This window comes from Rhodospirillaceae bacterium (assembly GCA_028819475.1).
Lineage (GTDB): Bacteria > Pseudomonadota > Alphaproteobacteria > Bin65 > Bin65 > Bin65.
Genome location: JAPPLJ010000053.1, coordinates 36,352 through 62,984 on the forward strand (window position 1 = coordinate 36,352; position 26,633 = coordinate 62,984).

Annotated in this window: 23 protein-coding genes; 17 read left to right on the forward strand and 6 right to left on the reverse strand. The window is 66.9% G+C overall.

Translation table 11 applies throughout. The features are described from left to right. Positions 1-10 precede the first annotated feature (10 nt). Positions 11-1,906 (forward strand): hydantoinase B/oxoprolinase family protein, encoded by a 1,896-nt coding sequence (locus tag OXM58_16820; GenBank protein ID MDE0150027.1) that lies wholly within the window; start codon positions 11-13, stop codon positions 1,904-1,906. 575 nt (positions 1,907-2,481) lie between these two features. On the opposite strand, the gene OXM58_16825 is transcribed toward OXM58_16820, so the two are convergent. Together OXM58_16825 and OXM58_16830 are read right to left on the reverse strand one after the other, a co-directional pair. Continuing rightward, positions 2,482-3,186, reverse strand: a complete 705-nt coding sequence (locus tag OXM58_16825) for an isochorismatase family protein (GenBank protein ID MDE0150028.1) — start codon at positions 3,184-3,186, stop codon at positions 2,482-2,484. A 3-nt stretch (positions 3,187-3,189) separates the two neighbouring features. Further along, positions 3,190-3,888 (reverse strand): Sua5/YciO/YrdC/YwlC family protein, encoded by a 699-nt coding sequence (locus tag OXM58_16830; GenBank protein ID MDE0150029.1) that lies wholly within the window; start codon positions 3,886-3,888, stop codon positions 3,190-3,192. A gap of 111 nt (positions 3,889-3,999) precedes the next feature. On the opposite strand from OXM58_16830, the gene OXM58_16835 reads away from it, so the two are divergent. The 6 genes from OXM58_16835 (at position 4,000) to OXM58_16860 (ending at position 9,579) form a co-directional block, all read left to right on the forward strand. Then, positions 4,000-4,674: a Sua5/YciO/YrdC/YwlC family protein gene (locus OXM58_16835; GenBank protein ID MDE0150030.1), complete on the forward strand. Its 675-nt coding sequence runs from the start codon at positions 4,000-4,002 to the stop codon at positions 4,672-4,674. 101 nt (positions 4,675-4,775) lie between these two features. Next, positions 4,776-6,188 (forward strand): MmgE/PrpD family protein, encoded by a 1,413-nt coding sequence (locus tag OXM58_16840; GenBank protein ID MDE0150031.1) that lies wholly within the window; start codon positions 4,776-4,778, stop codon positions 6,186-6,188. Then, positions 6,185-6,715, forward strand: coding sequence for a MaoC family dehydratase (locus tag OXM58_16845; protein MDE0150032.1), 531 nt, complete (start codon positions 6,185-6,187; stop codon positions 6,713-6,715). Before OXM58_16840 ends, OXM58_16845 begins: the two co-directional genes overlap by 4 nt. Positions 6,716-6,717: 2 nt before the next feature. After that, positions 6,718-7,869 carry an acyl-CoA dehydrogenase family protein gene (locus OXM58_16850; protein ID MDE0150033.1) on the forward strand — a complete coding sequence of 384 codons (1,152 nt, stop codon included), beginning with the start codon at positions 6,718-6,720 and terminating at the stop codon, positions 7,867-7,869. Between the two features lie 5 nt (positions 7,870-7,874). Continuing rightward, entirely contained in the window at positions 7,875-9,059 is a 1,185-nt protein-coding gene (locus OXM58_16855) for a CoA transferase (protein ID MDE0150034.1), read from the forward strand. 181 nt (positions 9,060-9,240) lie between these two features. Then, positions 9,241-9,579, forward strand: coding sequence for a DUF1491 family protein (locus OXM58_16860; GenBank protein ID MDE0150035.1), 339 nt, complete (start codon positions 9,241-9,243; stop codon positions 9,577-9,579). Positions 9,580-9,592: 13 nt separating this feature from the next. On the opposite strand, the gene OXM58_16865 is transcribed toward OXM58_16860, so the two are convergent. Beyond that, positions 9,593-10,360: a 3-oxoacyl-ACP reductase FabG gene (locus OXM58_16865; protein MDE0150036.1), complete on the reverse strand. Its 768-nt coding sequence runs from the start codon at positions 10,358-10,360 to the stop codon at positions 9,593-9,595. A gap of 55 nt (positions 10,361-10,415) precedes the next feature. Next, complete coding sequence (locus OXM58_16870; GenBank protein ID MDE0150037.1) at positions 10,416-11,051, reverse strand: glutathione S-transferase family protein; 636 nt, start codon at positions 11,049-11,051, stop codon at positions 10,416-10,418. Positions 11,052-11,813: 762 nt separating this feature from the next. On the opposite strand from OXM58_16870, the gene OXM58_16875 reads away from it, so the two are divergent. After that, complete coding sequence (locus OXM58_16875) at positions 11,814-11,978, forward strand: Rdx family protein (GenBank protein MDE0150038.1); 165 nt, start codon at positions 11,814-11,816, stop codon at positions 11,976-11,978. A gap of 17 nt (positions 11,979-11,995) precedes the next feature. On the opposite strand, the gene OXM58_16880 is transcribed toward OXM58_16875, so the two are convergent. After that, positions 11,996-12,469 (reverse strand): MarR family winged helix-turn-helix transcriptional regulator, encoded by a 474-nt coding sequence (locus tag OXM58_16880; GenBank protein MDE0150039.1) that lies wholly within the window; start codon positions 12,467-12,469, stop codon positions 11,996-11,998. A gap of 68 nt (positions 12,470-12,537) precedes the next feature. On the opposite strand from OXM58_16880, the gene hppD reads away from it, so the two are divergent. Continuing rightward, on the forward strand, positions 12,538-13,638 hold the full coding sequence (gene hppD / locus OXM58_16885; GenBank protein ID MDE0150040.1) for a 4-hydroxyphenylpyruvate dioxygenase: 1,101 nt from the start codon (positions 12,538-12,540) through the stop codon (positions 13,636-13,638). Between the two features lie 78 nt (positions 13,639-13,716). Then, entirely contained in the window at positions 13,717-14,709 is a 993-nt protein-coding gene (locus OXM58_16890; GenBank protein ID MDE0150041.1) for a fumarylacetoacetate hydrolase family protein, read from the forward strand. 55 nt (positions 14,710-14,764) lie between these two features. Here the strand turns inward: OXM58_16890 and OXM58_16895 are convergent, their stop codons facing one another. Further along, a complete protein-coding gene (locus tag OXM58_16895; protein ID MDE0150042.1) occupies positions 14,765-15,499 on the reverse strand; it encodes a helix-turn-helix domain-containing protein in 735 nt (244 codons plus the stop codon). A gap of 160 nt (positions 15,500-15,659) precedes the next feature. Here OXM58_16895 and OXM58_16900 point away from each other — a divergent pair, with 160 nt between their 5' ends. The 7 genes from OXM58_16900 to OXM58_16930 are packed head-to-tail and all read left to right on the forward strand — an operon-like array spanning position 15,660 to position 26,312. Beyond that, positions 15,660-16,988, forward strand: coding sequence for a NarK/NasA family nitrate transporter (locus OXM58_16900; GenBank protein MDE0150043.1), 1,329 nt, complete (start codon positions 15,660-15,662; stop codon positions 16,986-16,988). A 25-nt stretch (positions 16,989-17,013) separates the two neighbouring features. After that, positions 17,014-18,654, forward strand: coding sequence for a hypothetical protein (locus OXM58_16905; GenBank protein MDE0150044.1), 1,641 nt, complete (start codon positions 17,014-17,016; stop codon positions 18,652-18,654). A 13-nt stretch (positions 18,655-18,667) separates the two neighbouring features. Beyond that, positions 18,668-22,435, forward strand: coding sequence for a nitrate reductase subunit alpha (locus tag OXM58_16910; protein ID MDE0150045.1), 3,768 nt, complete (start codon positions 18,668-18,670; stop codon positions 22,433-22,435). After that, positions 22,432-23,976, forward strand: a complete 1,545-nt coding sequence (gene narH, locus OXM58_16915; GenBank protein MDE0150046.1) for a nitrate reductase subunit beta — start codon at positions 22,432-22,434, stop codon at positions 23,974-23,976. Before OXM58_16910 ends, narH begins: the two co-directional genes overlap by 4 nt. Before the next feature lie 38 nt (positions 23,977-24,014). Then, entirely contained in the window at positions 24,015-24,737 is a 723-nt protein-coding gene (gene narJ / locus OXM58_16920; GenBank protein MDE0150047.1) for a nitrate reductase molybdenum cofactor assembly chaperone, read from the forward strand. Positions 24,738-24,739: 2 nt separating this feature from the next. Beyond that, positions 24,740-25,444 carry a respiratory nitrate reductase subunit gamma gene (gene narI / locus OXM58_16925; GenBank protein ID MDE0150048.1) on the forward strand — a complete coding sequence of 235 codons (705 nt, stop codon included), beginning with the start codon at positions 24,740-24,742 and terminating at the stop codon, positions 25,442-25,444. Positions 25,445-25,466: 22 nt separating this feature from the next. Further along, a complete protein-coding gene (locus OXM58_16930) occupies positions 25,467-26,312 on the forward strand; it encodes a peptidylprolyl isomerase (GenBank protein MDE0150049.1) in 846 nt (281 codons plus the stop codon). Positions 26,313-26,633 lie beyond the last annotated feature (321 nt).

Below are 26,633 nucleotides of genomic sequence, written 5' to 3' on the forward strand. Positions count from 1 at the left end.
GACAGCAGCCATGCCAGCCCGCCTGATCCAGACCAATACCGCCCCGTTCAAGAAGGTCGACGTCGATCCCGTCACCCTCGACATCATCGAGAACGCCATGCGCAACGCGCGCACGGAGATGGACGCCGTGCTGTTCCGCACCGCCATGTCGCCCGGCATCCGCGAGCAGCACGACGCCTTCCCCATGATCGCCAATGCCGACGGCAAGATGGTGGTCGGCCAGTTCGGCTCGTTCTTCTGGGGTTTCCAGCAGGGTTACGACGGCGAGATCGAGGAAGGCGACGTCTTCCTGACCAACGACCCCTATTCCTGCAACGGCGCGATCAGCCATCTCAACGACTGGCTGACCATGATGCCGATCTATATCGACGGCCGGATCGTCGCCTGGGCCGCCATGTTCGGCCACATGACGGATATCGGCGGCAAGGTGCCGGGCAGCCTGCCGACCGACGCGGCGCAGATTTTCGAGGAAGGCATTCAGATCCCGCCGGTCAAGATTTACCGCAAGGGCAAGCTGAACGAGGAGATCCTCGAACTCATCCTGCGCAACTGCCGCCTGCCGGACTGGAACCGCTCGGATTTCAACGCCGTCGTCGCCGCCCTGCGCCTCGCCGAGCGTCGGGTGCACGAGATGGCCGAGCGCTTCGGCGTCGACGAGCTCAACGCGGCGATGGCCGAGATGCTCGACCGCAACAAGCGGGCGATGAGTGCGATCCTCCAGATGGTGATTCCGGAATCGCGCCGCTATTTCGAGGATTTCATCGACGACGATGGCCTCGGCATGGGGCCCTACAAGGTCGCCTGCACCATGTGGCGCGAGGGCGAGAAGGTGATCTTCGATTTCGAGGGCACCGATCCGCAGTCGATCAGCTCGGTGAACTTTCTCCTCAACGAGGAGATGTTCAAAATGTTCCTCGGCTCCTTCTTCATCAACATTTTCGATCCGCAGATCCTGTTCAACGACGGATTCTACGACCTGGTCGACGTGCGCATTCCGCGCGGCACCATCCTGAAGCCGATCCGCCCGGCCGCGCTGTCTTCGCGCACCCATATGCTGGCGCGCATCTTCGACATCATGAGCGGCCTGCTCGGCCAGGGCTCGCCCGAGGCCCTGTGTGCAGCCGGCTTCTCCGACAGCCCGCACTTCATGTATTCGGGCTACGACAAGTCCGGCGAATGGTATCAGCTCTACCAGATCGGCTTCGGCGGCGTGCCGGGCCGGCCGGCGGGCGACGGGCCGGACGGCCATTCCCTGTGGCCCTCCTTCACCAACGTGCCGAACGAGTTCCTCGAGGCCTATTTCCCGCTGCGCATCGTGAAATACGAGACGATCGCCGACAGCGGCGGGCCCGGCCTGCACCGCGGCGGCAACGGGCTTTCGATGGGCTACCAGTTCTTGGAGCCGGGCGAGATCTCGATCCACGACGACCGCTGGCTCACCCATCCCTGGGGCGTCAACGGCGGCCTGCCGGGCCGGCGCAGCACCAAGCTGATGGTGCGCGCCGACGGCTCGGAGCAGTGGATGGAATCGAAGGCCGACCGCGTCCATGTCGAGCCCGGCGACACCCTCTACTTCAACACCTGGGGCGGCGGTGGCTGGGGCGACCCGCTGGAGCGCAGCGCCGAGCAGGTGGCGCTCGATACGAAGCGCGGGCTGGTGACGCGTGACGGCGCCCGGCGCTACGGCGTGGTGCTGAACGAGGATCTGAGCGTCGACGCGCGCGAGACCGAAACCCTGCGCAGCCGCATGGCCGCCGAGCGCGGCGACGTCGCCCTGTTCGACACCGGCGGCACGGTCGAGGAGCTCAAGGCCCGCTGCAAGGCCGACACCAGCCTCGACCCGCCGCGCCAGCCCGTCTTCCAGAAATGGATGCAGGCCCAGCCGATGAAGCTGGCGGCGGAGTAGGGGGCGGACCTTCCCCAACCCCGCCCTTCGATACGCCGCCTCCGGCGGCTACTCAGGATGAGGAGAAGTATTAGTTTCGCCCTCATCCCGAGTAGGCGCTTCAGCGCCGTATCGAGGGACGCCTCATCCCGGCCCGCAAGGGCAACAGGAAGAAAGTTCGGGACAATGAGTACAAAGCGAATCGTGATTGACCCTGACGATCCGCGCAGCCTGCCCGCGGGACGGGTCGATCATGCGGTTCTCGACGCAACATCCGAGCGGGACCTCGCCGTACAGCAGGCGCAGGACGACGCCGAGGCGATGCGGCGAAGGCGGGACAGAAATCCGACGCCGGCTCTTCGCGCCGCTCGCAGCGGCTAAGCGACGCCAAGTCGTTGGCCTCAACGCGCCAATAAATCCCGCCGTGCCACCCCGGATGGAGCGCAGCGGAAATCCGGGGACCAGAGCCACGGGCGCAGGATTCTCGGGTCGGCACTGGGCCCCGGATCGGCCTTCGGCCGTCCAGGGCGGCACGTTTATCGATAATGGAATGTCGCAGCGTCTTGGGCGCGGAGCGATTCACCGCCGCCGCCCCCTCAATCGTTCCTGAAATTCACCGACCTCAGATACGCCAGGCACGCCTCCAGCGGTTCGACGTCGCCGAACTTGGCGTCGATGTCGAACAGGTTCCATTCGGTGGCGCCGGGAATGCGGTCGCCGATGGCCTCGCGTACGGCGATGGGGCGGAAGCCCTCGGCCAGTCCGTCGGTCACCGTGGCGCGCACGCAGGCCGAGGCGGTGACGCCGGTGACCAGGATGGTATCGACCCCGGCGGCGCGCAGGTATCCGGCGAGATACGTCCCGTGGAAGGCGCTCGCCCGCTTCTTGATCATGACCTGCTCGCCGTCGATCGGCGCGATCCGGCTGTCGATCGCCCAGATGTCCTCGTTCTTCTGGTCGGCGATCTCGATCGGGATCTTGTAGTGCCACAGGCCCATGTCGGTGCGCGGGTCGTCCGGGTCCGGGTTCTGGTAGCAGACCGTGGTGTAGACCACCGGATGGCCGTTCTCTCGGCAGGCGTCGATCAGTTGGCGGGTTGCCGGGATGATCCGGTCGTCGATGCCCTCGCAGGTGAAGGGATAGCCCGGCCGGGTCCAGGCGTTGGCGAGGTCGACGTTGATCAGCGCCGGCTTGCGGCCGAAGCCGATGCGGCGCTGGAAGCCGCGCTCCCGGTACAGCGCCGTCGCGGCGGCGAAGGCGTCTTCGAGCTTCGTTTGCAGGTCGGCGATTTCGCGGTCCATGAGTCAGTTTCCTTTCGCGGCCGTGACGGCCTTGAGGTCGATATCGAAGCCGTCGCGCAGAATTTGACAGATCTCGTCGTAAGCGGCGCCGACCCGGATGGTCTCCCAGGAAATCAGGTCGACGATGGAGCTGCCGAGCCCCTTGTCGTTGTGGAACGGCGTCAGGCCGTAATCGACCGAGAGGTCGGCCGCCGCCGTCACCTGCGCCTCGATATCCTGGTAGACGAACTTGCTGCCGGTGCCGGAGCGGTTGGCCGACGAGCCGATCACGGCATAGGCGTTCTCGCGCGCCAGCCGGGCGATCTCGTCGTGCAGGGGGCCGGCGTTGAGCAGCATGTCCATCGTGCCGGCGAGGGTCGCGTTCTTCAGCGCGAAGGGCGGCAGGCTGCGGATCAACGGGTGGCTTTCGTCGAACGGCGCGACGATGGAGAAGGGCAGGTCGTGATCGTGGATCACGGCGCTCACGACGTCGCGCGCCCGGTCCGGCACCCGGATCGCTTCGGTGAACAGTTGCCAGTCGCAGAAGTTGCCGCACGGCTTGCTGAACGGCCGCTCCTTGGCGCGGTACATGCGCTGGACGGATTCCTCCTCATGGCCGACAATGGCGTAGCCGACGCTGACCGGAAAGATCGCGACGCCGCCGTTGCAGACGGTCTCGAAAATGCGCGCTGCGTCTTCCGCGATGGGTCGGCCGTCGAACACCCTGTACCTCCCTGCTGCGCCCCGATCCGTTCGGGGCGGCGCCACAATAGGGCGGCGGCGCAATTGCACAAGGCCCGCGGCGGAGGCCGGCAGACGAAGAGGCGAAGAACCATGGCGAGACCGGATATCGCCGGCGATGCACGGCGCGCCTTCGATGTCATCGCCGCCGGCGGCATCGGCATCCTGCCGATGGACGTCGGCTATTCGATCATCGGCGGCAGCGCGGCGGCGCTGAAGCGGATCTTCGAGGCCAAGCGGCGCGCGCCCGCAAAGCTCAACGCCATGGTGGCCGATAACGCCATCCACCGCGCGGTCCATGTCGTCGACCGGCGCGGCGCCGAGATCGTCGCCTGCATCACGGAGGACTACGACCTGCCGCTCGGCGCCATCGCGCCGGCGCGCATGGATCATCCGCTGCTCGCGGCCCTGCCGCGCGAGGCGGTCGCCGCCAGCCAGAAGGACGGCACCGTCGTCATGCTGCTCAACGCCGGCCCGTTTCACCGGGAGATCTGCCGCCTGAGCCGGGAGGAGGGCCATCCCCTGTTCGGCTCGTCGGCGAACCTGTCGCTTACCGGCACCAAGTTCCGGGTCGAGGATATCGAGCCGGAGATCGCGGGCATTGCCGATCTCGTCATCGATCACGGCCTGCGCAAATACCATCCCTACAGGGCGTCCTCGACCCTGCTCAACGTGATGACCCTGGAGGTCGTGCGCGTCGGCGCCTGCTATGAGCTGATCGCCGATATCCTCGAAAGGCATTTCGGCGTCGCCCTGCCGCCGGCCTGAAAGGCAAGCCGGGTCCTGCGACAGACAAAGAGGGTCGAACGATCCAGCCCGCATGGTATGGTCGGGCAGCCGAACGAAACCGACGACCGGGGAGCCTTCCCATGTCACCCGTCACCCGCACCGCGGCGCAGTTCGCCGCCGGCCTGACCTACAGCGACCTGCCGCCGGAAGTCGCGCGCCGCGCCAAGCTGCTGTTCTTCGACACGCTCGGCATCGCCCTGCGCGCGCGGCGGGACGCCGAATCGACCGAAAGCCTTGTCGCGGCGGTAAAGCGCCTCGGCATGACGGGCGGCGCGGCGACGGTTATCGGCGATCCGGAGCGCTACACGGCGGCCGGCGCGGCGCTGATCAACGGCGCGCTCGCCCATTCGCTGGATTTCGACGACACCCACGCCCGCGGCTCAATCCACGCCAGCGCGCCGATCGTCCCGGCGGCGCTCGCCGCGGCGGAAGAGGCCGGCGCATCCGGCGCGCAGACAGTCGCCGCCATCGTCGCGGGCTACGAGGTCCAGATCCGGCTGAGCCTCGCGCTGGGCCCGAGCGACCATTACGAACGCGGCTTCCACCCCACGGCGACCTGCGGCGCCTTCGGCGCGGCGGCGGCGGCCGGCAACATCCTGGGCCTCGACGCCGGGCAGATCGAGAGCGCCTTCGGCATCTGCCTCAGCCAGGCCGCCGGCTCGATGCAGTTCCTCGCCGACGGCGCCTGGACCAAGCGCTCCCATGTCGGCCACGCCGCCATGTGCGGCCTGATGGCGGCGACCCTGGCGGCCGAGGGCTATCGCGGCCCGGCCCAGGCCTTCGAGGGCAAGGCCGGCTTCCTCGCCAGCCACGCGCCGGACCCGGATCCGGCGAAGGCAATCGCCGGCCTCGGCGCGGAATGGGAGACCATGCAGATCGCGGTGAAGCCCTATCCGTCCTGCCGCTACGGCCATGCCGCGATGGACGCGATCATCGGCCTGCGCGCGCAGCACGGCCTCCGGCCGGAGGACGTGCAGGAGATCGAGGTCGGCCTGCCGGAGACCGGCTGGAAGATCGTCGCCGACCCGCTCGTCGACAAGCAGAACCCGCAAGGCATCGTCGACGGCCAGTTCTCCATGCCCTTCGTCGCCGCTGCCGCCCTGATCAACGGCGGGTTGGTGTGGGACGACTACGGACCGCTGCTGGGCGACGAAAAGGCGATGGCGCTGTGCCGCAAGGTTCGGCCGGTCGCCGATCCGCGGGCCGAAGCCGAATATCCGGCCAACCTGGCCGGCGCGGTGAAGGTGACGACTTCGGCCGGTGCCTTCGAGGATTTCGTCGCCGTGCCGAAGGGCGAGCCGGGCAATTTCCTGACCGAGGACGAGTTGCGCACCAAGTTCGACGGCCTGGCCGCGCCGTATCTCGCGCCTGCCGATCTCGAGGCCTTCGCCGACGGCCTGCTGGCGCTGGAAACGGCCGGGGACGTTTCCGCCGTGCTCCGGCTCTCGGCCGGGGAATCGGCAATCCGCGCGGTGGCCGGTCAAGCGGCATGATCGCGACGATGGAGGAGGTCGCCGCCGGGCGGTTCCGCGAATCCGCCGGCCGCTACTACGAGGATTTCACGGTCGGCGACATCTACGAGCACCGCCCGGGCCGGACGATCAGCGAGGCCGACAACACCTGGTTCACGCTGCTCACCATGAACACCCACCCGATCCATTTCGATGCCGAATACGCGAAGCACAGCGAGTTCGGGAAGCTGCTGGTGAACAGCGCGCTCACCCTTTCCATCGTCGCCGGAATGAGCGTCAGCGACCTCAGCCAGAAGGCGATCGCCAACCTGGGCTGGACCGATATCCGCCTGACCGCGCCGGTCTTCGTCGGCGACACGATCTATGCCGAATCCGAAGTGCTGGAGAAGCGCGAGTCGCAGTCCCGGCCCAACCAGGGGATCGTGACCGCCAGCACGACGGGCACGAAGGCCGACGGCACCGTCTTCATGACCTACCGGCGCTCCATGCTCGTGCCCAGGCGCGGCTTCGGCGTCGACGACCGGCTCGCCGGAGTCGCCACGGCCTGACCATGAACGCGCCCCATAACGATGGCGACGCCGCCATCCTCGACGCCATCGACCGCTTCGTCGAGCGCAGCATCCTGCCGGTCGCCCACGATCTCGAAGCGAAAGACGAATACCCCCACGCCATCGTCGAGGACATGAAGGAGCTCGGCCTGTTCGGCGCCACCATCGCGCCGGAATATGGCGGCCTCGGCCTGTCGGCGGTGACTTACTCGGCAATCGTCGAGCGGATCACGGCGGGCTGGATGTCGATTTCCGGCATCATCAACTCGCATCTCATCATGGCGGCGGCAGTCCAGCGCTTCGGCACCGAGCAGCAGAAGCAGCGCTACCTGCCGAAATTCGCGACCGGCGAACTGCGCGGCGGCATCGCGCTCACCGAGCCGGACTGCGGCACCGACCTCCAGGCCGTGCGCACAAGGGCCGAGCGCAAGGGCAACGCTTATGTCGTCAACGGCACCAAGAGCTGGATCACCAACAGCGTCGAGGGCGATATCCTCGCCGTGCTGGTCAAGACCGATTCCGAGGCCGAACCGCGCCACCGGGGCATGAGCCTGCTGCTGGTCGAGCAGGGCGAGGGCGTCGAAACGAGCCGGCTGAAGAAACTGGGCTACAAGGGTGTCGATACCGGGCAGGTGATCTTCGACGAATGCCAGGTGCCGTTCGACAACCTGGTCGGCGGCGAGGAAGGCCGCGGCCTGCAGCAGATTCTCGCCGGCCTGGAACTGGGCCGCATCAACGTGGCGGCGCGCGGCGTCGGCATCGCCCGGGTCTGCCTCGAAAAGGCCGTGGAGTACGCCCAGATCCGCAAGACCTTCGGCAAGCCGATCGCCGAGCACCAGGCGATCCAGATCAAGCTCGCCGACATGGCGACACGGGTCGAGGCGGCGCGGTTGCTGACCGGTGCGGCGGCGCAGGCTTACGACCGGGGCGAGCGCTGCGACATGGAAGCCGGCATGGCGAAGCTCTACGCCACCGAGGCGGCGGTCGAGAACAGCCTGGAGGCCATGCGCATCCACGGCGCCTACGGCTATTCCACCGAATTCGATATCGAGCGCTACTACCGCGACGCGCCGCTGCTGGCGATCGGCGAGGGCACCAACGAATTGCAGCGCCTGATCATAGCCAGGCAGCTGATCGCGCGGAACCCGGTGTAACCGCCATGCTGCCGCTCGAAGGGGTGCGCGTGCTGGCGGTCGAGCAATACGGCGCCGGGCCGTTCGGCACTATGTTCCTCGCCGACCAGGGCGCCGAGGTCATCAAGATCGAGAACCCGAACGACGGCGGCGACATGGCGCGCACCGTCGGCCCCTATTTCTTCCCGTCGGGCGACAGCCAGTTCTTCCACAGCTTCAACCGCAACAAGAAGAGCCTCACGCTCGATCTGAGTCGGCCGGAGGCGCGGCCGGTGCTGCACGACCTCGTCCGCTCCGCCGATGCGCTGGCGAGCAACATGCGCGGCGACGTGCCGGAGAAGCTGGGCCTGACCTACGCGCATCTGAAGGCGGCGAACCCGAAGATCGTGTGCGCCCATCTCTCGGCCTACGGGCGCGACGGACCGCGCGCGGCCTGGCCGGGCTTCGACTATGTCATGCAGGCCGAGGCCGGCTATTTCGCCCTGACCGGCGAGCCGGAGGGCGCGCCGTCGCGCTTCGGCCTGTCCATCGTCGACATGATGACGGGTCTGGCGATGGCCTATGCCCTGCTGGCCGCACTGACCGGCGCACGCGCCACCGGTCAGGGGCAGGATATCGACGTCAGCCTGTTCGACGTCGCGCTGCACAATACGGGCTATCTGGCGGCCTGGTATCTCAACGCGGGCTTCAACCAGCCGCGACTGCCGCGCTCGGCCCATCCGTCGCTCACGCCCTGCCAACTCTACAGGACGGCGGACGGCTGGATCTTCCTGATGTGCAACAAGGAGAAGTTCTGGCCCGCCCTGTGCGGCGCCGTCGGCCGGCCGGACTGGGCCGACGACCCGCGCTTCCGGCGCTTCCCGGACCGGCTGGAGAACCGCGACCTGATCACCGGGATGCTGGACGAGGCCTTGCAGGCCGGCACCACCGCCGACTGGCTGGCGCGCTTCGCCGGCATCGTGCCGGCCGCGCCGGTCAACGATATCGCCGCCGCGCTGGACAACCCCTATGTCGCCGAGACCGGCCGGCTCCAGACCGTGGAGCACGGGGCCGACGGCCCTTACCGGCTGGTCGCGCCGCCGGTACGCACCGCGGAACCGGCCCCCGCCCGTCCGGCGCCCGGCCTGGGCGCAGATACCGGGAGCGTGCTGGAAGGCCTGGGCTACGACGCCGCGAAGATCGCCGCCCTGCGCGCCGGCGGGGTGATTTAGGGGCGTTGTGCGAAACCCGCTGCCTTCCTCCTGCCAATCCCCATCCGTGCCACCCCGGACGGAGCGGAGCGACGATCCGGGGTCCAGAGCCACAGGTAAACGTCGTGCCTGCCGCTCTGGACCCCGGCTCTCCCTCCGGTCGGCCGGGGTGACAATCCGGGTTTCCTGAATCAGCCCGCCCATGATCCCCCGCATCAAGGCGGCGATCTGGGTCGATGCGGAAATCCGGCGCTGCCGGGTCAACGGCATCGATGCCTACCTGGTGCGCCGGGGCGACGAGCATGCCGGCGCCATCCTGATCAAGCACAATCGGTTCGACGCCGGCTGCACCGTCTATGTGCCCACGACGTCGCCGGACGGCGGCCGGGCCTGGCGGCGCGGCACCGGCGACGATCCGGTCCCGGAGGCCGACGCCGACGCCTATATCGCCCGCCAGCGCGGCTATGACCCGGACCTCTGGGTCGTCGAGATCGAAGACCCGCGCGACGCCTGGGCGCTGGCCGAGCCGGTTCTGGAGTAGGCCGCGCGCTGCGCTACGGCACGAACTTGTAGCCGCCGTCGGCGATGTGGGTCTGGCCGGTGGTGAAGCTGGAGCGCTCGCTCAGCAGGAAGTGGACCAGTTCGGCGATCTCCTCCGGCTGGCCGAAGCGCTTGAGGGCCGCTGCCGCGGTCAGCCGCTCGTGCGCCTCCTCCGACACGTCGGCCGTCATGTCCGTCTCGACATAGCCCGGCGCGACGCCGTTGACCCGCACCGCCGGGCCGAGCGCGGCGGCGCATTGCCGGACGAAACCGATAATCGCCGCCTTCGACGTGCCGTAGGCGAACATGCGCTCGGTCGCGATCGGGTTCGGCACCAGGCCGAGCACCGAGGAGATGCAGACGATCCGGCCGAAGCCGCGCTCGACCATGCCGTCCTTGGCGCGCCAGACGGCGTGGAAGGTGCCGTCGAGATTGACCCGCATGATCTCGTGCCAGGTCTCGGCAGTCATGGAAAGCGCGTCGGCCGAGCGGGCGATGCCGGCGTTGGTGACCAGCAGGTCGACCGGGCCGAGCTCGCGCTCGACGGCGTCGAACATCGCCTCGGTTGCCGCCCGGTCGCCGACATCGGCCATGTAGACGCCCGCTGTGCCCCCGGTGGCCTCGATGGCCGCGCGGGTCTCTTCGGCCGCCTCCCGGTTGGCGGCGTAGTTGACCGCCACCTTTGCGCCGCTCGCCGCCAGGCGCAGGCAGATCGCCCGGCCGATGCCGCGCGATCCGCCCGTCACCAGGGCCGTGCGGCCCGCGAATTCCCCGTCGGTCATGGGGTCCTGCACGGGACCGGCGATATTTCCATCGCCGGCGGCCCGTTGCTACGGACTATGCCAGCCCGAGCAGCGGCGCAACGTCGGTGCTTTCCCAGGCCGGCAGCGCCTCCATTCGGCCCATCCATGCGCTGAGGTTCGGATGCTCGCCGAGCGGGAGCTGCTGATACTGGTGCAGGTGCATCGGCGACGCGACCGCGATATCGGCGATCGTCGGCTCCGGCGTCCCGCACAGCCAGTCCTGCCCGTCGAGCCGGTCGTCGAGAATCGCTGCATGCTTGTGGAAATTCGGCCCCTCGCCGTCGAGGATCGCCTGGTCCGGCTCCGCTTCGAGGATCGGCTTCACCACATTCTCGACCAGGTAGACGTAGCAGGTCGGGAACCAGGCGCTCGATTCCCAGAGCAGCCAGCGGTTGACGTCCGCCCGCGTCGCCAGGTCGCTCGGATAGGCCCCTTCGGCGCCGACCTTGTCCGCGCCGTATTGCAGGATCGCGTTGGATTCCCAGAGCTTGAGATCGCCGTCGACCAGCGCGGGCAGGGCGGCGTTGGGGTTGATCGCCATGTAATCCGGCGACTGCTGGCCTTGCGTGAAATAGTCGACATCCTCGGAGTCGAACGCGACGCCCATATGCTTGAAACCGGCGACGACCTTGCGGCAGTTCACGGTACGCGGATCGTAGTAGAGCTTCATCGGGATCCTCCCTTCCGGATTTGGCAGCCTGATTCCCGGGCGACGCCGCGGCGAAGCCGGACGGCCGGTCTCCCGGACTGGCGCGGACCCTAGCGCGCCGCCGCGTGCCGCCGCAAGAACGCGCCTCGTCCCACGATGCGCCTTGCCGCCGGTTCCTGAAAAAAAATGAACGGCGATCTTGAATATTTGGAATAAACCCTATATTATGAAAAATTACCAAAATGGCCGGATACCCCCGGTCCTGCAATGAATCCTGACATTTCATGACACATCGCGACCTTCTCTTCCGTCATCCCGATCGGACGCTCTTCCTCCGCGTCATGCCGACCGAGCGCAGCGCGTGGAGGGATCTCGGCTCAATCCATCGAATGGGCACAAGAATCCCGCGACGAGTTTCCTTCACTCCGCCGTCCGATGGGCGGCTCCGGTCGGAATGACGGACGCGGGCGAACGGGACGGCGCGAAAGCCGAACATGACGAATCATGACATTTCATGACGCCCCGCCATCTCCCATGGGCTTCCCCGGACGGAGTGCAGCACCGATCCGGGGCGGCAGGAAGAGTGGAAACGGGAAACATGACGAATCATGACATTCCATGACACCCGCCGATATGGGTGCGGGGCGCTGGCCTGCCGGGTGGGCGCCCTGTATAGTCGCCGCGCGGCAGCGGCCGCCCGCGACGGGCCCGCGACAGGAGAATCGGATGAAGTTCAGGATCGAATACTGCGTCGTTTGAAACTACGAGCCGCGCGCGCTCCGTGTGAGCGACAGGTTCTCCCGAATCGATGGCGCCGAGGTCGAACTGGTCAAGGGCGGGAACGGCGTGTTCGAGATCAGCCTCGACGGCGAACCGGTCTTTTCCAAGAAGGCGACCGGCCGCTTCCCGGAAGAGCACGAAATCGAAGCGATCGCCGATCGCGCCTGAGGCCGGCCCTTCGCCAGTCAGGAACCGGCGGCCATCTCGTCCGCGACCTGCTGCAGGCGGGCGATGACCGTATCGAGGATCGCCGCCTCGGCCGGGGTCAGCCGCGACAGCAATTCCCGTTCCCATTCCAGGGTGGCCGGGGCGACCTCGCCGTATACCGTGCGGCCGCCGGCGGTCAGCCGCAGGTGGGCCCGGCGGCGGTCGGCTGCGTCGACCTCGCGCGCGATATAACCGAAATCGAGCAGCCGCTTGACGGCCCGACTGACCTGCACCTTGTCCATCCGGGTGCGGGCGCAGAGCGCCGTCTGGGTCAGCGGCCGGTCCGGGTCCATGCCCAGGACCGCCATCAGACGCCAGTCGGCAACCGACAGGCCGTGGCGCACTTCGTAGATCGCCGCGATTGCGCCGGAGACCGTATTCGACAGGATCGACAGGCGGTAAGGCAGGTAGGCTTCGAGATCGAGGCGCCGGGGTACAGCGGGACCGGCCATGTTTTCCTCTTGATTTAGTTTCAAATGAAACTAATATGGTTTCCGGAGGAAATCAAGGGAGCGGATTCATGTCCGGGGCAACACGACCCGCCGGCAATGGCGGCAGCGATGGGAGCTATCCGACGGGCAACCCGATGGGCACGGACGGCTTCGAATTCGTCGAATACACGGCGCCGGACCCGCAGGCGCTCGCCGGCCTGTTCGAGCGCATGGGTTTCCGCGCCGCCGCGCGGCACAGGCACAAGGATGTCACCCTCTACCGCCAGGGCGACGTGAACTTCATCCTGAACGCCGAGCCGGACAGCTTCGCCCAATCCTTCGCCCGGGTACACGGCCCCTCGGTCTGCGCCATGGCCTTCCGCGTGAAGGATGCCGTGAAGGCCTGGCAACGCGCCCTCGATCTCGGCGCCGAGCCGGGGCCGGACCAGGCCGGACCGATGGAGCTGAACATCCCGTCGATCAAGGGCATCGGCGGCTCGCTGATCTACCTTGTCGACCGCTACGGGGCGGGCGGGACGATCTACGATGTCGATTTCGAGATCGACGGGTCGCTCGATCACGACGGCGTCGGCTTCGAGGCGGTCGACCATCTCACCCACAACGTCCACCGTGGCCGGATGGACAGCTGGGCGGCCTTCTACGAACGGCTGTTCAACTTCCGCGAGATCAAATATTTCGATATCGAGGGCAAGCTGACCGGCCTCAAATCCCGCGCCATGACCAGCCCGTGCGGCCAAATCCGCATCCCGATCAACGAAAGCTCCGACGACAAGAGCCAGATCGCCGAATATCTCGAGGCCTATAACGGCGAGGGTATCCAGCATATCGCGCTGTCGACCGCCGACATCTACCGGACGGTCGAGGCCATGCGCGCCCGCGGCACCGATTTCATGGCGACGCCGGACACCTATTACGACGGCATCGAGGCGCGCCTGCCCGGCCACGGCGAGCCGGTCGACGAGCTGAAGCGCCTGCAGATACTGATCGACGGCGCGCCGACCGAAGACGGCGGCCGGCTGCTCCAGATCTTCACCGAAAACGCCATCGGGCCGATCTTCTACGAGGTCATCCAGCGCAAGGGCGACGATGGCTTCGGCGAGGGCAACTTCCAGGCCCTGTTCGAGAGCATCGAGCTTGACCAGCTGCGCCGCGGCGTGTTGAAGGCATAGCGCCGCCGGCCCGGCCTCCTTTTGCGCCATCCTGTTGCGCCGGCCGCGCCGCAGTCCATCTCGGAAAGGGCCCTTCGCATGAAACTCGGAACGCTCAAGGAAGGCGGCCGGGACGGTACGCTCGTCGTCGTCTCGCGCGATCTGGCCTATGCCGTGCGGGCGGGCGGCATCGCGCCGACCCTGCAGGCGGCGCTGGACGACTGGGCGGTGGCCGAAGCGCCGCTGCACGGCCTGTACGACGACCTGAACGCCGGCCGGGCGCCGGGCGCGTTCGACTTCGACCCGGCGGCCTGCGCCTCGCCGCTGCCGCGCGCCTACCAGTTCGTCGATGGCAGCGCCTACCTCAACCACGTTGCCTTGGTGCGCAAGGCGCGCGGCGCGTCCATGCCGCCGGAATTCCTCGACGATCCGCTGATGTACCAGGCCGAGAGCGACGCCTTCTACGGCCCGCGCGACGACATCCCGATGGCGAGCGAGAGCTACGGCATCGACTTCGAATCCGAGGTTGCCGTGGTCGTAGACGACACGCCGATGGGCGCGAGTCCGGAGCGGTGCGCCGGGCGCATCCGCCTCGCCGCGATCCTCAACGATGTCAGCCTGCGCGGCCTGATCCCGGCCGAACTGGCCAAGGGCTTCGGCTTCCTCAACGGCAAGGGCAGCACGGCCTTTTCGCCGGTCGCCGTCACCCTCGACGAGCTCGGCGGCGCCTGGCGCGACGGCAAGGTCCATCTGCCGCTGGTCACACACTGGAACGGCCGGGAATTCGGCCGGCCCAATGCCGGGGTGGACATGAATTTCAGCCTGCCGCGGCTGGTCTCCCACGCCGCGAAGACCCGCCGGCTCGGCGCCGGCACGATCGTCGGCTCGGGCACGGTCTCCAACGTCGACCCGAAGGACGGCTATTCCTGCATCGCCGAAATCCGCGCCATCGAGACCGTTGAACACGGCGCGCCGAACACGCCGTTCATGGCGTTCGGCGACACCGTCCGGGTCGAGATGTTCGACGACGCCGGCGCCTCCATTTTCGGCGCCATCGAGCAGCAGGTGGTGCGCTACACGCCGCCCGCCTGAGATCCTGCAGGCCCGGCGCCGCCGAATCGGAGGCCCGGGGCCGTCCCTTCGGCGGTCAACCGGGCGGGCTGTCGCCGCAAGCGGCCGGCGGTTCGCGCCAGTCGCGATCGATCAGCGGGTCGGGCGCGCAATTGGCGCGCACCAGGTCCGGGTTCCGGAGCTTCACCGTGCGTCCGGACACCGAAACGCCATATTCGCGCAGTGCGGCGAATGCCCGGGATACGCTTTCCGGGGTCATGCCGAGTTGAACGGCCAGCTGCTGCTTGGGGACCGGCAGCGCGAACGCGATGCTGCCGGTCCTGTCGCACTGGGAAATCAGATAACAGCCCAGCCGCTGCGTTGCGCTTCGCAGGTTGAGGTTCTTGATCCGGCGGATGATCGTCCGGACTTGCCGCGCCTGTTCGCCCATCAGGTTCAGGGCCAGGAGATGGTCGGACGCCGCGCCGTCCCTGACGCTTCGCGCGGGGATCGACACCAGCTCTACCGGCGCGACCGCGATCCCGCCCGCCAGGCTGGGCGCATCGGTGAGTACCGCAGCCAGAACGAAGCAATCCATCGGTTCGCAGGACTGGACGACGGTCTCGCGCCCGTCCGGTCCCTTGCCGATCAGGTCGACATTTCCCTCGAGCAGCACGTCGAGAAAGGCCGGCCTTGCGCCCTGTTCCGCAACCAGTGCGCCAGCGGGCAGGCGGCGGACCCGTGCGTCGCGGAAAACCGCCTCCAGCGTTTCGCGGGAGACACCGGAAAACGGGCCGATCGAGGCAAGCCGATTGAGGATCTCGCTGTTCACCGGGGAACTGCCAGTCAGGTTCGGGCAAGCCGGACATCGCGGACTTAACACAGCGATAAAAATCGACTCTTGATCTAGATCATTTTTTCCCCCGGCCGCGGCACATAATGTTCGGCGAAAGCCGCGAATGCGTCGCCGCAAATTCGGGGAGCCTCGTTCCATGCACGACCTGACGGAGGTAACCGGGGGCGACCGCTACCGTGCGCTCGGCCTGAGTACTTTCTCCTTCACTGTGTGTTTCGCCGTCTGGACGATCTTTTCGATCATCGGCGTCAAGATCAAACAGGATCTCGGTCTGTCGGAGACAGAATTCGGCATTCTGGTGGCAACGCCGGTCCTCACCGGGTCGGTCAGCCGGATATTCCTGGGCGTATGGACGGAGCAATATGGCGGACGCCTCGTCTTCACCATCCAGATGCTGGCGACCGCAGTCGCGTGCTGGCTGCTGTCCGAGGTGCAGACCTACGAGGTGTTCCTGATCGCGGCCCTCGGTGTCGGGCTGGCCGGCGGGTCGTTCATCGTCGGCATCGCCTACACGTCTCAATGGTTCGAGAAACAGCATCAGGGCACGGCCCTGGGCATTTTCGGCGTCGGCAATGTCGGCGCTGCAGTCACCAATTTCGGCGCGCCGTTCCTGGTGCTGGCCTTCGGCTGGGAACAGACCGCGCAGATCTATGCCGTCGTGCTCGCGCTGACCGCCGTCGCGTTCTTCTTCCTGGCCAAGCCGGATCCCTCCGAGGTGGCGCGCAAGCGCGAGGGGCTCAAGCCGGTTTCGGCCAAAGAGCAGCTCGCACCGCTCAAGAACATGCAGGTCTGGCGCTTTGCCACCTATTATTTCTTCGTGTTCGGCGGCTTCGTCGCGCTCGCGTCCTACCTGCCGCGCTTCTATGTCGGCGCCTACGACCTGTCGCTCGCCACCGCCGGAATGCTGGCGGCGGCCTATTCCATGCCCGGTTCGGTCTTCCGCGCGCTCGGCGGCTGGATGTCGGACAAGTGGGGCGCGCGCTTCGTGATGTACCTGACCTTCATCGTGTCGCTGGCCTGCCTGTTCATCATGAGCTACCCGAGCACACGGTACACGGTGCAGGGGATCGAAGGACCGATCGAGTTTACCTTCGGAGTCAGCCTGACGGTCTTCGTCATCCTGAGCGTGCTGCTCGGTTTCGTGATGTCGCTCGGCAAGGCCGCCGTTTACAAACACATCCCGGTCTACTACCCGCACCATGTCGGCTCCGTCGGCGGGCTGGTCGGCATGATCGGCGGCCTCGGCGGCTTCGTCCTGCCGATCACGTTCGGCATTCTCAACGACTGGTTCGGCGTCTGGACCAGTTCCTTCATGCTGATGTTCGCAATCGTGCTGGTGAGCACGGTCTGGATGCACGTCGCCATCCGTCTCATGGAGCGCCGCCGCCATCCGGGGCTCGCCGAAGAGCGCTATCTCAGCGACGTTCCGAACGAGCCGGAACCGGCACCGGCCTCCGCGCAGTAAGGGATCCCGGCTCGTCGGCCATTTCGTGGACGGCAACAGGAAACGGAGAGGGAATCAGATGGCCAAGAACCTGGCGGCCTGGGATCCGGAGGACGACGCCTTCTGGCAAGCCGAAGGCAAGCGTGTCGCAACGCGGAACCTCTGGATCTCGATTCCCTGCCTGCTGTGCGGCTTCGCGGTGTGGCTGTACTGGGGGATCATCACGGTTCAGATGATCAATCTGAAGTTCCCCTTCTCCCAGGCGGAACTATTCACCCTTGCCGCGATCGCCGGACTGAGCGGCGCGACCCTGCGTATCCCTTCCTCCTTCTTCATCCGCATTGCAGGCGGCCGCAACACGATTTTCCTGACGACGGCGCTGTTAATCCTCCCGGCGGCGGGAACGGGCTTCCTGCTGCAGGATCCAGCAACGCCCCTGTGGCAGTTCCAGATCATGGCTCTGCTGTCGGGCTTCGGCGGCGGCAACTTCGCCTCCTCAATGTCGAACATCTCGTTTTTCTATCCGAAGAAGGTCCAGGGTTACTCGCTCGGCATGAATGCCGGCCTCGGCAATTTCGGCGTCACCACAATGCAAATCCTGGTGCCGCTGGTGATGACGATCGGTGTTTTCGGCGGTTCCGCACTGATTCTCGAGAACAGTTCGGGCACCCTTGTCGGCAAGATTCCCGCCGGGACCGAGACCTATATCCACAACGCAGGCTATATCTGGGTCGCCATCCTGATTCCGCTGGTGATCGCCGCATGGTTCGGCATGAACAACATCACTGCGAGCCATGTCTCGCCGGGCCTCGGCTCGACGGTCGCTGCCTTCGGCAAGATCCTGGGCATGCTGGCGATCGGCCTGATTACCGCGGCGATCGGACTGTGGCTGCTGCTGCCGGAGAAGGCCGGCGGCTCCGGCCTGGAACTGAGCAAGTGGCTCGTCCTGCCTCTCGTCATTGCTGCAACGGTATTCGCCTTGCGGCTCATTCCCGGCACGATCCGCCAGAGCCTCGACCAGCAATACTCGATCTTCCAGAACAAGCACACCTGGGCGATGACGGTCATCTACACGATGACCTTCGGTTCCTTCATCGGTTACGCCGCCGCCTTCGGCCTCGCGATCAAGGTGGTGTTCGGCTTCCAGCATATCGAGGTCGACGGCGTGATGACCCACACGACGGTCAACCCGAACGGGCCGAGCGCCTTGATGTATGCTTGGACCGGGCCGTTTATCGGCGCGTTGATCCGCCCGATCGGCGGCATGATTTCCGACCGCCTGGGCGGCGCGCTGGTTACGCAGATCATCTCCGTCGTCATGGTCGTCTGCGCGCTGGGCGTCGCGTACTTCCTGTCGCTCGCCTACGCCTCGCCGACGCCGGAAGAATATTTCGTACCTTTCCTGATCCTGTTCCTGATCCTGTTTGCCGCGACCGGGATCGGCAACGGCTCCACCTTCCGCACCATCGCCATTGTCTTCGACAAGGTGCAGGCCGGCCCGGTTCTGGGCTGGACATCGGCAGTCGCCGCCTACGGCGCCTTCATCATCCCCAAGGTGTTCGGCGAGCAGATCAAGGCGACCACGCCGGAATACGCCCTTTACGGCTTCGCAGCCTTCTATTTGGTTTGTATCGGCATCAACTGGTGGTTCTATCTGCGCAAGAATGCGTATGTGAAGAACCCGTAAGGAGACGGACCCGATGAGCCATTTCCTGGACCGGCTGACCTTCTTCAGGAAGACCGTCGATACCTTCGCGGACGGACACGGCATCGTCACCAACGAGGACCGCGACTGGGAGGATTCCTACCGGGCGCGCTGGCAGCACGACAAGATCGTGCGCTCGACCCATGGCGTGAACTGCACCGGCTCGTGCAGCTGGAAGATTTACGTCAAGGGCGGGATCATCACCTGGGAAACGCAGCAGACCGACTATCCGCGGACCCGGCCGGACCTGCCGAACCACGAACCGCGCGGCTGCTCGCGGGGCGCCAGCTATTCCTGGTACATCTACAGCGCCAACAGGCTGAAATATCCGCTGGTGCGTAGCCGGCTGGTCCGGCACTGGCGCGAGGCGCGCAAGACCATGGCGCCGGTCGCGGCGTGGGCATCGATCGTCGAAGACCCGGCCAGGCGCACCGACTACCAGCGCGTGCGCGGGCTGGGCGGTTTCGTCCGTTCCGACTGGGACGAGGTTAACGAGATTGTCGCGGCGGCCAACGTCTACACGATCAAGACCCACGGGCCGGACCGGGTGATCGGCTTCTCGCCGATCCCGGCCATGTCTATGGTCTCCTACGCGGCGGGCTCGCGTTACTTGTCGCTGATCGGCGGCGTGTGCATGAGCTTCTACGACTGGTATTGCGACCTGCCGCCGTCGAGCCCGCAGACCTGGGGCGAGCAGACCGACGTGCCGGAAAGCGCGGACTGGTACAACTCCACCTTCCTGATGATGTGGGGCTCGAACGTGCCGCAGACGCGCACGCCCGACGCCCATTTCATGACCGAGGTCCGCTACAAGGGCGCGACCACGGTGACGGTCACACCGGACTACAGCGAGGCGTCGAAATTTGCCGACATCTGGCTCAATCCCAAGCAGGGCACAGATGCCGCGCTGGCAATGGCGATGGGCCATGTGATCCTCAGGGAATGGCACCTCACCGGCAAGAGCGCGTATTTCGAGGACTATTGCCGGCGCTACACCGACATGCCGTTCCTGGTGACCTTGCGGAAAACCGGGGACGGCTACGTGCCGGACCGCATGCTGCGCGCCTCCGACGTGCCCGGCGCGCTCGGGCAATCCAACAATCCCGAGTGGAAGACCGTCGCGGTCGACGAGGCCCGGGGCGACGCGCTGGTCTGCCCGGTCGGCTCGATCGGCTTCCGCTGGGGCGAAACCGGCAAGTGGAACATCGAGGAAAAGGACGGCGCCGACGGCGCGGAGACGAAACTGCGCCTGAGCCTGATCGACATCAGGGACGATATCGCTCCGGTCGGCTTCCCCTATTTCGGCAACGCGCAGCACGATCATTTCGCCGGCACGGACCATGACGACGTGCTGTGGCGCAACGTGCCGGTGAAGACGGTCGAGACGCTGAACGGCGCGACGCCGGTCGCTTCGGTCTACGATCTGTTCGTCGCGAATTACGGGCTCGATCGCGGGCTCGGCGGCGGGAATGTCGCCGAGTCCTACGACGACGACGTGCCCTACACTCCGGCGTGGCAGGAGCGCATCACCGGCGTCGCCCGGGACAAGGTGATCTCCGTGGCACGCCAGTTCGCGGAGAACGCGCACAAGACAGAGGGCCGCTCGATGGTCATCGTCGGCGCCGCGCTCAACCACTGGTACCACATGGACATGATCTACCGCGGCATCATCAACATGCTGGTGATGTGCGGCTGCGTCGGCAAACCCGGCGGGGGCTGGTCGCATTATGTCGGACAGGAGAAGCTGCGGCCTCAGACCGGCTGGCTGCCGCTCGCCTTCGCCCTCGACTGGAACCGCCCGCCGCGGCAGATGAACAGCACCTCGTTCTGGTACAGCCACACCGACCAGTGGCGCTACGAGAAGCTGGCCGTCGACGAAATCGTCTCGCCGTTGGCGCCAGAAGGCGATTGGGAGTCGCTGAGCCTGGTCGACTTCAACGTCCGGTCGGAGCGGATGGGCTGGCTGCCTTCCGCCCCGCAGCTGGAAACCAACCCGCTGGAAGTGACCCGTGCGACCGGCGATGGCGATCCGGTGGCAGCAGCGGTCGACGGGCTCAAGGCCGGGACATTGCGCCTGTCCTGCGAAGATCCGGACAATCCGGCGAACTGGCCGCGCAACCTGTTCGTCTGGCGCTCCAACCTTCTCGGGTCGAGCGGCAAGGGCCATGAATATTTCCTGAAGCACCTGCTGGGCACCCAGCACGGCGTGCAGGGCAAGGAACTCGGCGAATCGGGCGACCGAAAACCGGTCGAGGTCGCCTGGCACGACGCCGCGCCGGAAGGCAAGCTCGACCTGCTGGTGACGCTCGACTTCCGCATGTCGACGACCTGCCTCTACTCGGACATCGTCCTGCCGACGGCGACCTGGTACGAGAAGAACGATCTCAACACGTCGGATATGCACCCCTTCATCCACCCGCTTTCCGCCGCGGTCGACCCGGTGTGGGAGACGCGCAGCGACTGGGAGATATTCAAGGGCATCGCGAAGAAATTCTCCGAGGTCGCCGAAGGGGAACTGGGCACGGAGCGCGACCTCGTGCTGGTGCCGACCCTGCACGACACACCGATGGAACTGGCGCAGGCGACCGATGTCAGGGATTGGAAGAAGGGCGAATGCGAAGCCGTTCCGGGCAAGACCATGCCGAACATGGTCGTGGTCGAGCGCGACTATCCGAGCACCTACAAGAAATTCACCGCGCTCGGTCCGCTGATGTCGAAGGCCGGCAACGGCGGCAAGGGCATCAGCTGGAACACCGAGAACGAGGTCGAATTCCTCAAGCGGCTGAACGGCGAGGTGCGCGAGGACGGCGTCTCGAAGGGCCTGCCGAAGATCGAGACCGATATCGACGCGACCGAGGTCGTCCTGGCGCTGGCCCCGGAGACCAACGGTCATGTCGCGGTCAAGGCGTGGGCGGCGCTGGGCAAGGCTACCGGCCGCGAGCACGAGCACCTGGCGGCGGCGCGCGAGGAAGACAAGCTGCGCTTCCGCGATCTGCAGGCGCAGCCGCGCAAGATCATCTCCTCGCCGACCTGGTCCGGCGTCGAGGCGGAAAACGTCACCTACACCGCCGGCTACACCAACGTCCACGAACTGATCCCCTGGCGCACGCTGAGCGGGCGGCAGCAGCTCTACCAGGATCATCTCTGGATGCGCGCCTTCGGCGAACAGCTGTGCGTGTACAAGCCGCCGATCGATACGAAGACGATCCGGCCGATCATCGACGACAAGGACAATGGCAGTCCGCAGGTCGTGCTGAATTTCATCACGCCGCACCAGAAATGGGGCATCCACAGCACCTACACCGACAACCTGCTGATGCTGACCCTGTCGCGCGGCGGGCCGATCGTGTGGATCAGCGAAATCGACGCCGGCAAAGCCGGCATCGAGGACAATGACTGGATCGAGGCCTACAATGCGAACGGGGCCCTGGTCGCCCGCGCAGTCGTGAGCCAGCGGGTGCCGGAGGGCATGACGCTGATGTATCACGCCCAGGAGAAGATCGTGAACGTGCCGGGCAGCGAGGTGACGGGGTCGCGCGGCGGCATCCACAACTCGGTCACCCGCGCCACCGTCAAGCCGACCCACATGGTCGGCGGCTACGCCCAGCAATCCTACGGCTTCAACTACTACGGCACCGTCGGCTCGAACCGCGACGAGTTCGTGATCGTGCGCAAGATGCAGACGGTCGACTGGCTGGAAGGCCCCTACCGGGGCCCTGCCATGGAATCGGCCATGGAATCGGCGATGGAGGCGGCGGAATGAAGATTCGCGCGCAGATCGGCAAGGTCCTGAACCTCGACAAGTGCATCGGCTGCCACACCTGCTCGGTGACCTGCAAGAATGTCTGGACCAGCCGCGAGGGCATGGAATACGTCTGGTTCAACAATGTCGAGACCAAGCCCGGCGTCGGCTATCCCAAGGAATGGGAGAACCAGGAGGTCTGGAACGGCGGCTGGGTGCGCAAGAAGAACGGCCGCATCGTGCCGAAGATGGGCGGCAAGCTGCGCATCCTGGCGAAGATATTCGCCAATCCGGACATGCCGCAGATCGACGACTATTACGAGCCCTTCACCTTCGACTACGAGCATCTGCACAACGCGCCCGAATCCCAGGCGCCGCCCACGGCGCGGCCGCGCTCGCTGATCAGCGGCGAGCGGATGGACAAGGTGAAATGGGGTCCGAACTGGGAGGAAATCCTCGGCGGCGAATTCTCCAAGCGCAGCAAGGACGTGAATTTCGAGGCGCTCGAAAAGGACATCTACGGCCAGTTCGAAAACACCTTCATGATGTACCTGCCGCGGCTGTGCGAGCACTGCCTGAACCCGAGCTGCGTCGCGGCCTGCCCGTCGGGCGCGATCTACAAGCGCGAAGAGGACGGCATCGTCCTGATCGACCAGGACAAGTGCCGCGGCTGGCGCATGTGCGTCTCCGCCTGCCCCTACAAGAAGATCTACTACAACTGGCGCTCCGGGAAGTCGGAGAAGTGCATCTTCTGCTACCCGCGGATTGAGGCGGGGCAGCCGACGGTCTGTTCGGAAACCTGCGTCGGGCGCATCCGCTATCTCGGCGTGCTGATGTACGACGCCGACCGGATCGAGGAGGCCGCGGCGGCGGAAGATCCGCAGGACCTGTACCAGGCGCAGCTCGACATCTTCCTCGACCCGTTCGATCCGGCCGTTATCCGGCAGGCGCTGGAAGACGGGGTGCCCCAGGCCTGGATCGACGCGGCGCAGCGCTCGCCGGTCTGGCGCATGGCGATGGACTGGAAGGTCGCCTTCCCGCTCCATCCGGAATACCGCACCCTGCCGATGGTCTGGTACGTGCCGCCGCTCTCGCCGATTCAGTCGGCAGCCGAGGCCGGTGCGCTGGGCTTGAACGGCGCCATTCCGGACGTGTCGCAGTTGCGCATCCCGCTCCGGTACCTCGCCAACATGCTGACCGCGGGCGACGAGGCGCCGGTCAAACTGGCCCTGGAGCGGATGCTCGCCATGCGGGCCTACATGCGGGCCAAACATGTCGACGGCGCGCGCGAAATTCGCGTCCTCGAGCAGGTCGGGCTCACCGAGACCGATATCGAGGACATGTACCAGACCATGGCGATCGCGAACTTCGAGGACCGGTTCGTGATCCCGACGACCCACCGCGAATATGCCGAGGAGGCCTTCGACCTGCGCGGCGAGTGCGGCTTCAGCTTCGGCGACGGCTGCAGCGGCGGCAGCGGCAAGCTCGACCTGTTCAGCCACGAGGTCCGGGTCGGGCCGAGCGCCGGCGGCCGGGCGGACCGGGCCGGCGCACCCCGATGAAGGCCCCCCGATGAGGATCCGCAGATGAAGGCCGGCCGATGAAGACCTACCGGGCACTGGCGGCCCTGCTGCACTATCCCTCTGCCGAACTGGCCGAGGCGGCGGGCGAGGTCGCCGCCCTGGTCAAGGCGGAGGCGCGCCTGTCCCGGCAGGCCGCGGCGGCGCTCGACCGGCTGGCGGCGCAGCTGACCCTCGGCGACCTGCTGAGCGCGCAGGAGGCCTATGTCGGCCTGTTCGACCGGTCGCGCAGCCTGTCCCTGCACCTGTTCGAGCATATCCACGGCGAATCCCGCGACCGCGGCCAGGCGATGGTCAACCTGGCGGCGCATTACGAGGCGCACGGCTACAGCATCGAGTCGAACGAACTGCCCGACTATCTGCCGCTGTTCCTCGAATTCCTCTCCCTGGTCGAGCCGCACGAGGCGGCGGATCTGCTGTCGGACGTGGCCCATATTCTCGCCGCGATCCGCATCCGGCTGGAGCGGCGCGGCAGCGACTATGCCGGGGTCTTCCGGGCGCTCGAGGAACTGGCCGCCCGGAAACCCGACCGCGCCGCCGTCGACAGCCTCCTGGAACGGGACAGGCCGCCCGAAGAGGAAGCCGCCGACCTCGACAAGGAATGGGAGGAGGCGCCGGCCTTCGATGGCGCCCCGGCCGGAGCCCCGGACGGCGGCTGCGCCGCGGCGCGCGACACCCTCAACCGCATGGCGGAGCTTGCGGCAGACCCGCACCCGCATCCGCCCCGGCAGGACGGAGCATGATCATGGGCGACTGGTTCCATATCCTCGTCTTCGGCTACTACCCCTATTTCGCGGCCACGGTGTTCCTGGCCGGCAGCCTGATCCGCTTCGACCGCGAGCAATACACCTGGCGCAGCGGATCGAGCCAGCTGCTGCGGCGCCGGCAGCTCATCATGGGCAGCGTGCTGTTCCATGTCGGCATCCTGATGCTGTTCCTCGGCCATCTCGTCGGCCTGCTGACGCCGAAGGAGATCTACCACGCCGTCGGCCTCAGCTCCGGCGCCAAGCAGATGCTGGCGATCGTCGCCGGCGGCATCTTCGGCATCGTCTGCTTCATCGGCCTTTCCATGCTGCTGCACCGGCGCCTCGCCGACCAGCGCATCCGCCGGACGTCGAGCGTCATGGATATCGCGATCCTGGCCCTGCTGTGGGTCCAGCTCGTGCTCGGCATGGCGACCATCCCCTTCTCCTGGGCGCACCGGGAGGGCGGCGAGATCATGGTCGCCCTGTCGCTGTGGGCGCAGAAGATCGTCACCTTCCAGGCCGACGCGGCGGACTATGTCGCCGACGTCCACTGGATCTACCAGCTGCACATCTTCCTCGGCGTCACCGTCTTCCTGGTCTTCCCGTTCAGCCGCCTGGTCCATATCTGGAGCGCGCCGGTCGGCTATCTCGGGCGGCGCGGCTACCAGGTGGTGCGCACCCGGGAAGGCCGCCGTGCCGCCTGACGCGCCCGGGACTGATTCGACCATGCCCGATCCGGCCGCGCCCGATTCGAACACGCCCGATTCGAACACGGCCGGTCCGATAACGACCGATCCGCCCGCGACCGCGATCCGCGTCAACGATCGCTGCATCGACGAGGACGCGATCCTGCGCGAGATGCAGTATCACCCGGCGGAGAATGTCGCCGCCGCCCGCCACGCCGCGGCCGAATGGCTGGTCATCCGGGCCCTGCTGCTCGACCGGGCGCGCGCGCTCGGCATCGACGCGGCGGACGAGGCGGACGAGGCGGCGGCGGTCCAGGCCGTGATCGAGCGCGAGGTCGACGTTCCGGCGCCGGCCGAGGCCGAGTGCCGCCGCTACTACGACAACAACCCGGCGCGCTTCCACAGCGCCGACCTGGTCGAGGCGGCGCACATCCTGCTGGCCGCCGCGCCCGACGACGAAGACCGGCGCGCCCGGGCCGAAGCGCAGGCCGCGGAGCTGATCGGCCTGTTGGCCGCCGCGCCGGAGCGGTTCGGCGAGCTGGCGCAGGCGCATTCGGCCTGCGATTCGCGGCACAATGACGGCCGGCTCGGCCAGCTGTCGCGCGGCGATACGGTGCCGGAGATGGAAACCTTCCTGTTCAACCTGGAGGAGGGGCAGATCTCGCCGGTCCCGGTCAGGACGCGCTACGGCGTCCATGTCGTGCGCGTCGACAAGCGCGTGGCGGGCCGGGCGCTGCCCTACGAGGCGGTCGCCGGCAAGGTCGCCGACTATCTGCAGGAGGCGTCCTGGCGCCGCGCCTTCCGCCAGTATGTCCAGCTGCTCGCCGGCGACGCCCGCATCACCGGCTTCGACATCGCCGCCGCGGACTCGCCGCTCGTCCAGTAGCGCGGGATCGGGCGGGCGCCGGGGCGGGAATACGGGCGGGGATGCGCCCCCGGACCGGCCGGCGACCGCCCGGAACCGCCCTCGACGCCGGACCGGCGCCCGCGGGCGCGCCCTGTAACATGTGTCATGAAATGTCATGATTCGTCATGTTTTCCCGTTTCCGGCCGACTTCTCCGCCCCAAGTCCAGCAGTCCCCCTCCCCTTGGGGGAGGGGCTAGGGGAGGGGTCGTCCGACGCCGCACCGATGTCCGATCCCGGCACCGCGACAGGGTCCGCGGGGGGGGGGGGGGGGGGGGGGGGGGGGGGGGGGGGGGGGGGGGG

What these genes read in the sequence shown, in the direction of transcription:
- OXM58_16820 (MDE0150027.1), top strand. Translation starts at nt 11, where the DNA reads ATGCCAGCCCGCCTGATCCAGACCAATACCGCCCCGTTCAAGAAGGTC.
- OXM58_16825 (MDE0150028.1), bottom strand. Translation starts at nt 3,186, where the DNA reads ATGGACCGCGAAATCGCCGACCTGCAAACGAAGCTCGAAGACGCCTTC.
- OXM58_16835 (MDE0150030.1), top strand. Translation starts at nt 4,000, where the DNA reads ATGGCGAGACCGGATATCGCCGGCGATGCACGGCGCGCCTTCGATGTC.
- OXM58_16840 (MDE0150031.1), top strand. Translation starts at nt 4,776, where the DNA reads ATGTCACCCGTCACCCGCACCGCGGCGCAGTTCGCCGCCGGCCTGACC.
- OXM58_16845 (MDE0150032.1), top strand. Translation starts at nt 6,185, where the DNA reads ATGATCGCGACGATGGAGGAGGTCGCCGCCGGGCGGTTCCGCGAATCC.
- OXM58_16850 (MDE0150033.1), top strand. Translation starts at nt 6,718, where the DNA reads ATGAACGCGCCCCATAACGATGGCGACGCCGCCATCCTCGACGCCATC.
- OXM58_16855 (MDE0150034.1), top strand. Translation starts at nt 7,875, where the DNA reads ATGCTGCCGCTCGAAGGGGTGCGCGTGCTGGCGGTCGAGCAATACGGC.
- OXM58_16860 (MDE0150035.1), top strand. Translation starts at nt 9,241, where the DNA reads ATGATCCCCCGCATCAAGGCGGCGATCTGGGTCGATGCGGAAATCCGG.
- OXM58_16865 (MDE0150036.1), bottom strand. Translation starts at nt 10,360, where the DNA reads ATGACCGACGGGGAATTCGCGGGCCGCACGGCCCTGGTGACGGGCGGA.
- OXM58_16870 (MDE0150037.1), bottom strand. Translation starts at nt 11,051, where the DNA reads ATGAAGCTCTACTACGATCCGCGTACCGTGAACTGCCGCAAGGTCGTC.
- OXM58_16880 (MDE0150039.1), bottom strand. Translation starts at nt 12,469, where the DNA reads ATGGCCGGTCCCGCTGTACCCCGGCGCCTCGATCTCGAAGCCTACCTG.
- hppD (MDE0150040.1), top strand. Translation starts at nt 12,538, where the DNA reads ATGTCCGGGGCAACACGACCCGCCGGCAATGGCGGCAGCGATGGGAGC.
- OXM58_16890 (MDE0150041.1), top strand. Translation starts at nt 13,717, where the DNA reads ATGAAACTCGGAACGCTCAAGGAAGGCGGCCGGGACGGTACGCTCGTC.
- OXM58_16900 (MDE0150043.1), top strand. Translation starts at nt 15,660, where the DNA reads ATGCACGACCTGACGGAGGTAACCGGGGGCGACCGCTACCGTGCGCTC.
- OXM58_16910 (MDE0150045.1), top strand. Translation starts at nt 18,668, where the DNA reads ATGAGCCATTTCCTGGACCGGCTGACCTTCTTCAGGAAGACCGTCGAT.
- narH (MDE0150046.1), top strand. Translation starts at nt 22,432, where the DNA reads ATGAAGATTCGCGCGCAGATCGGCAAGGTCCTGAACCTCGACAAGTGC.
- narJ (MDE0150047.1), top strand. Translation starts at nt 24,015, where the DNA reads ATGAAGACCTACCGGGCACTGGCGGCCCTGCTGCACTATCCCTCTGCC.
- narI (MDE0150048.1), top strand. Translation starts at nt 24,740, where the DNA reads ATGGGCGACTGGTTCCATATCCTCGTCTTCGGCTACTACCCCTATTTC.
- OXM58_16930 (MDE0150049.1), top strand. Translation starts at nt 25,467, where the DNA reads ATGCCCGATCCGGCCGCGCCCGATTCGAACACGCCCGATTCGAACACG.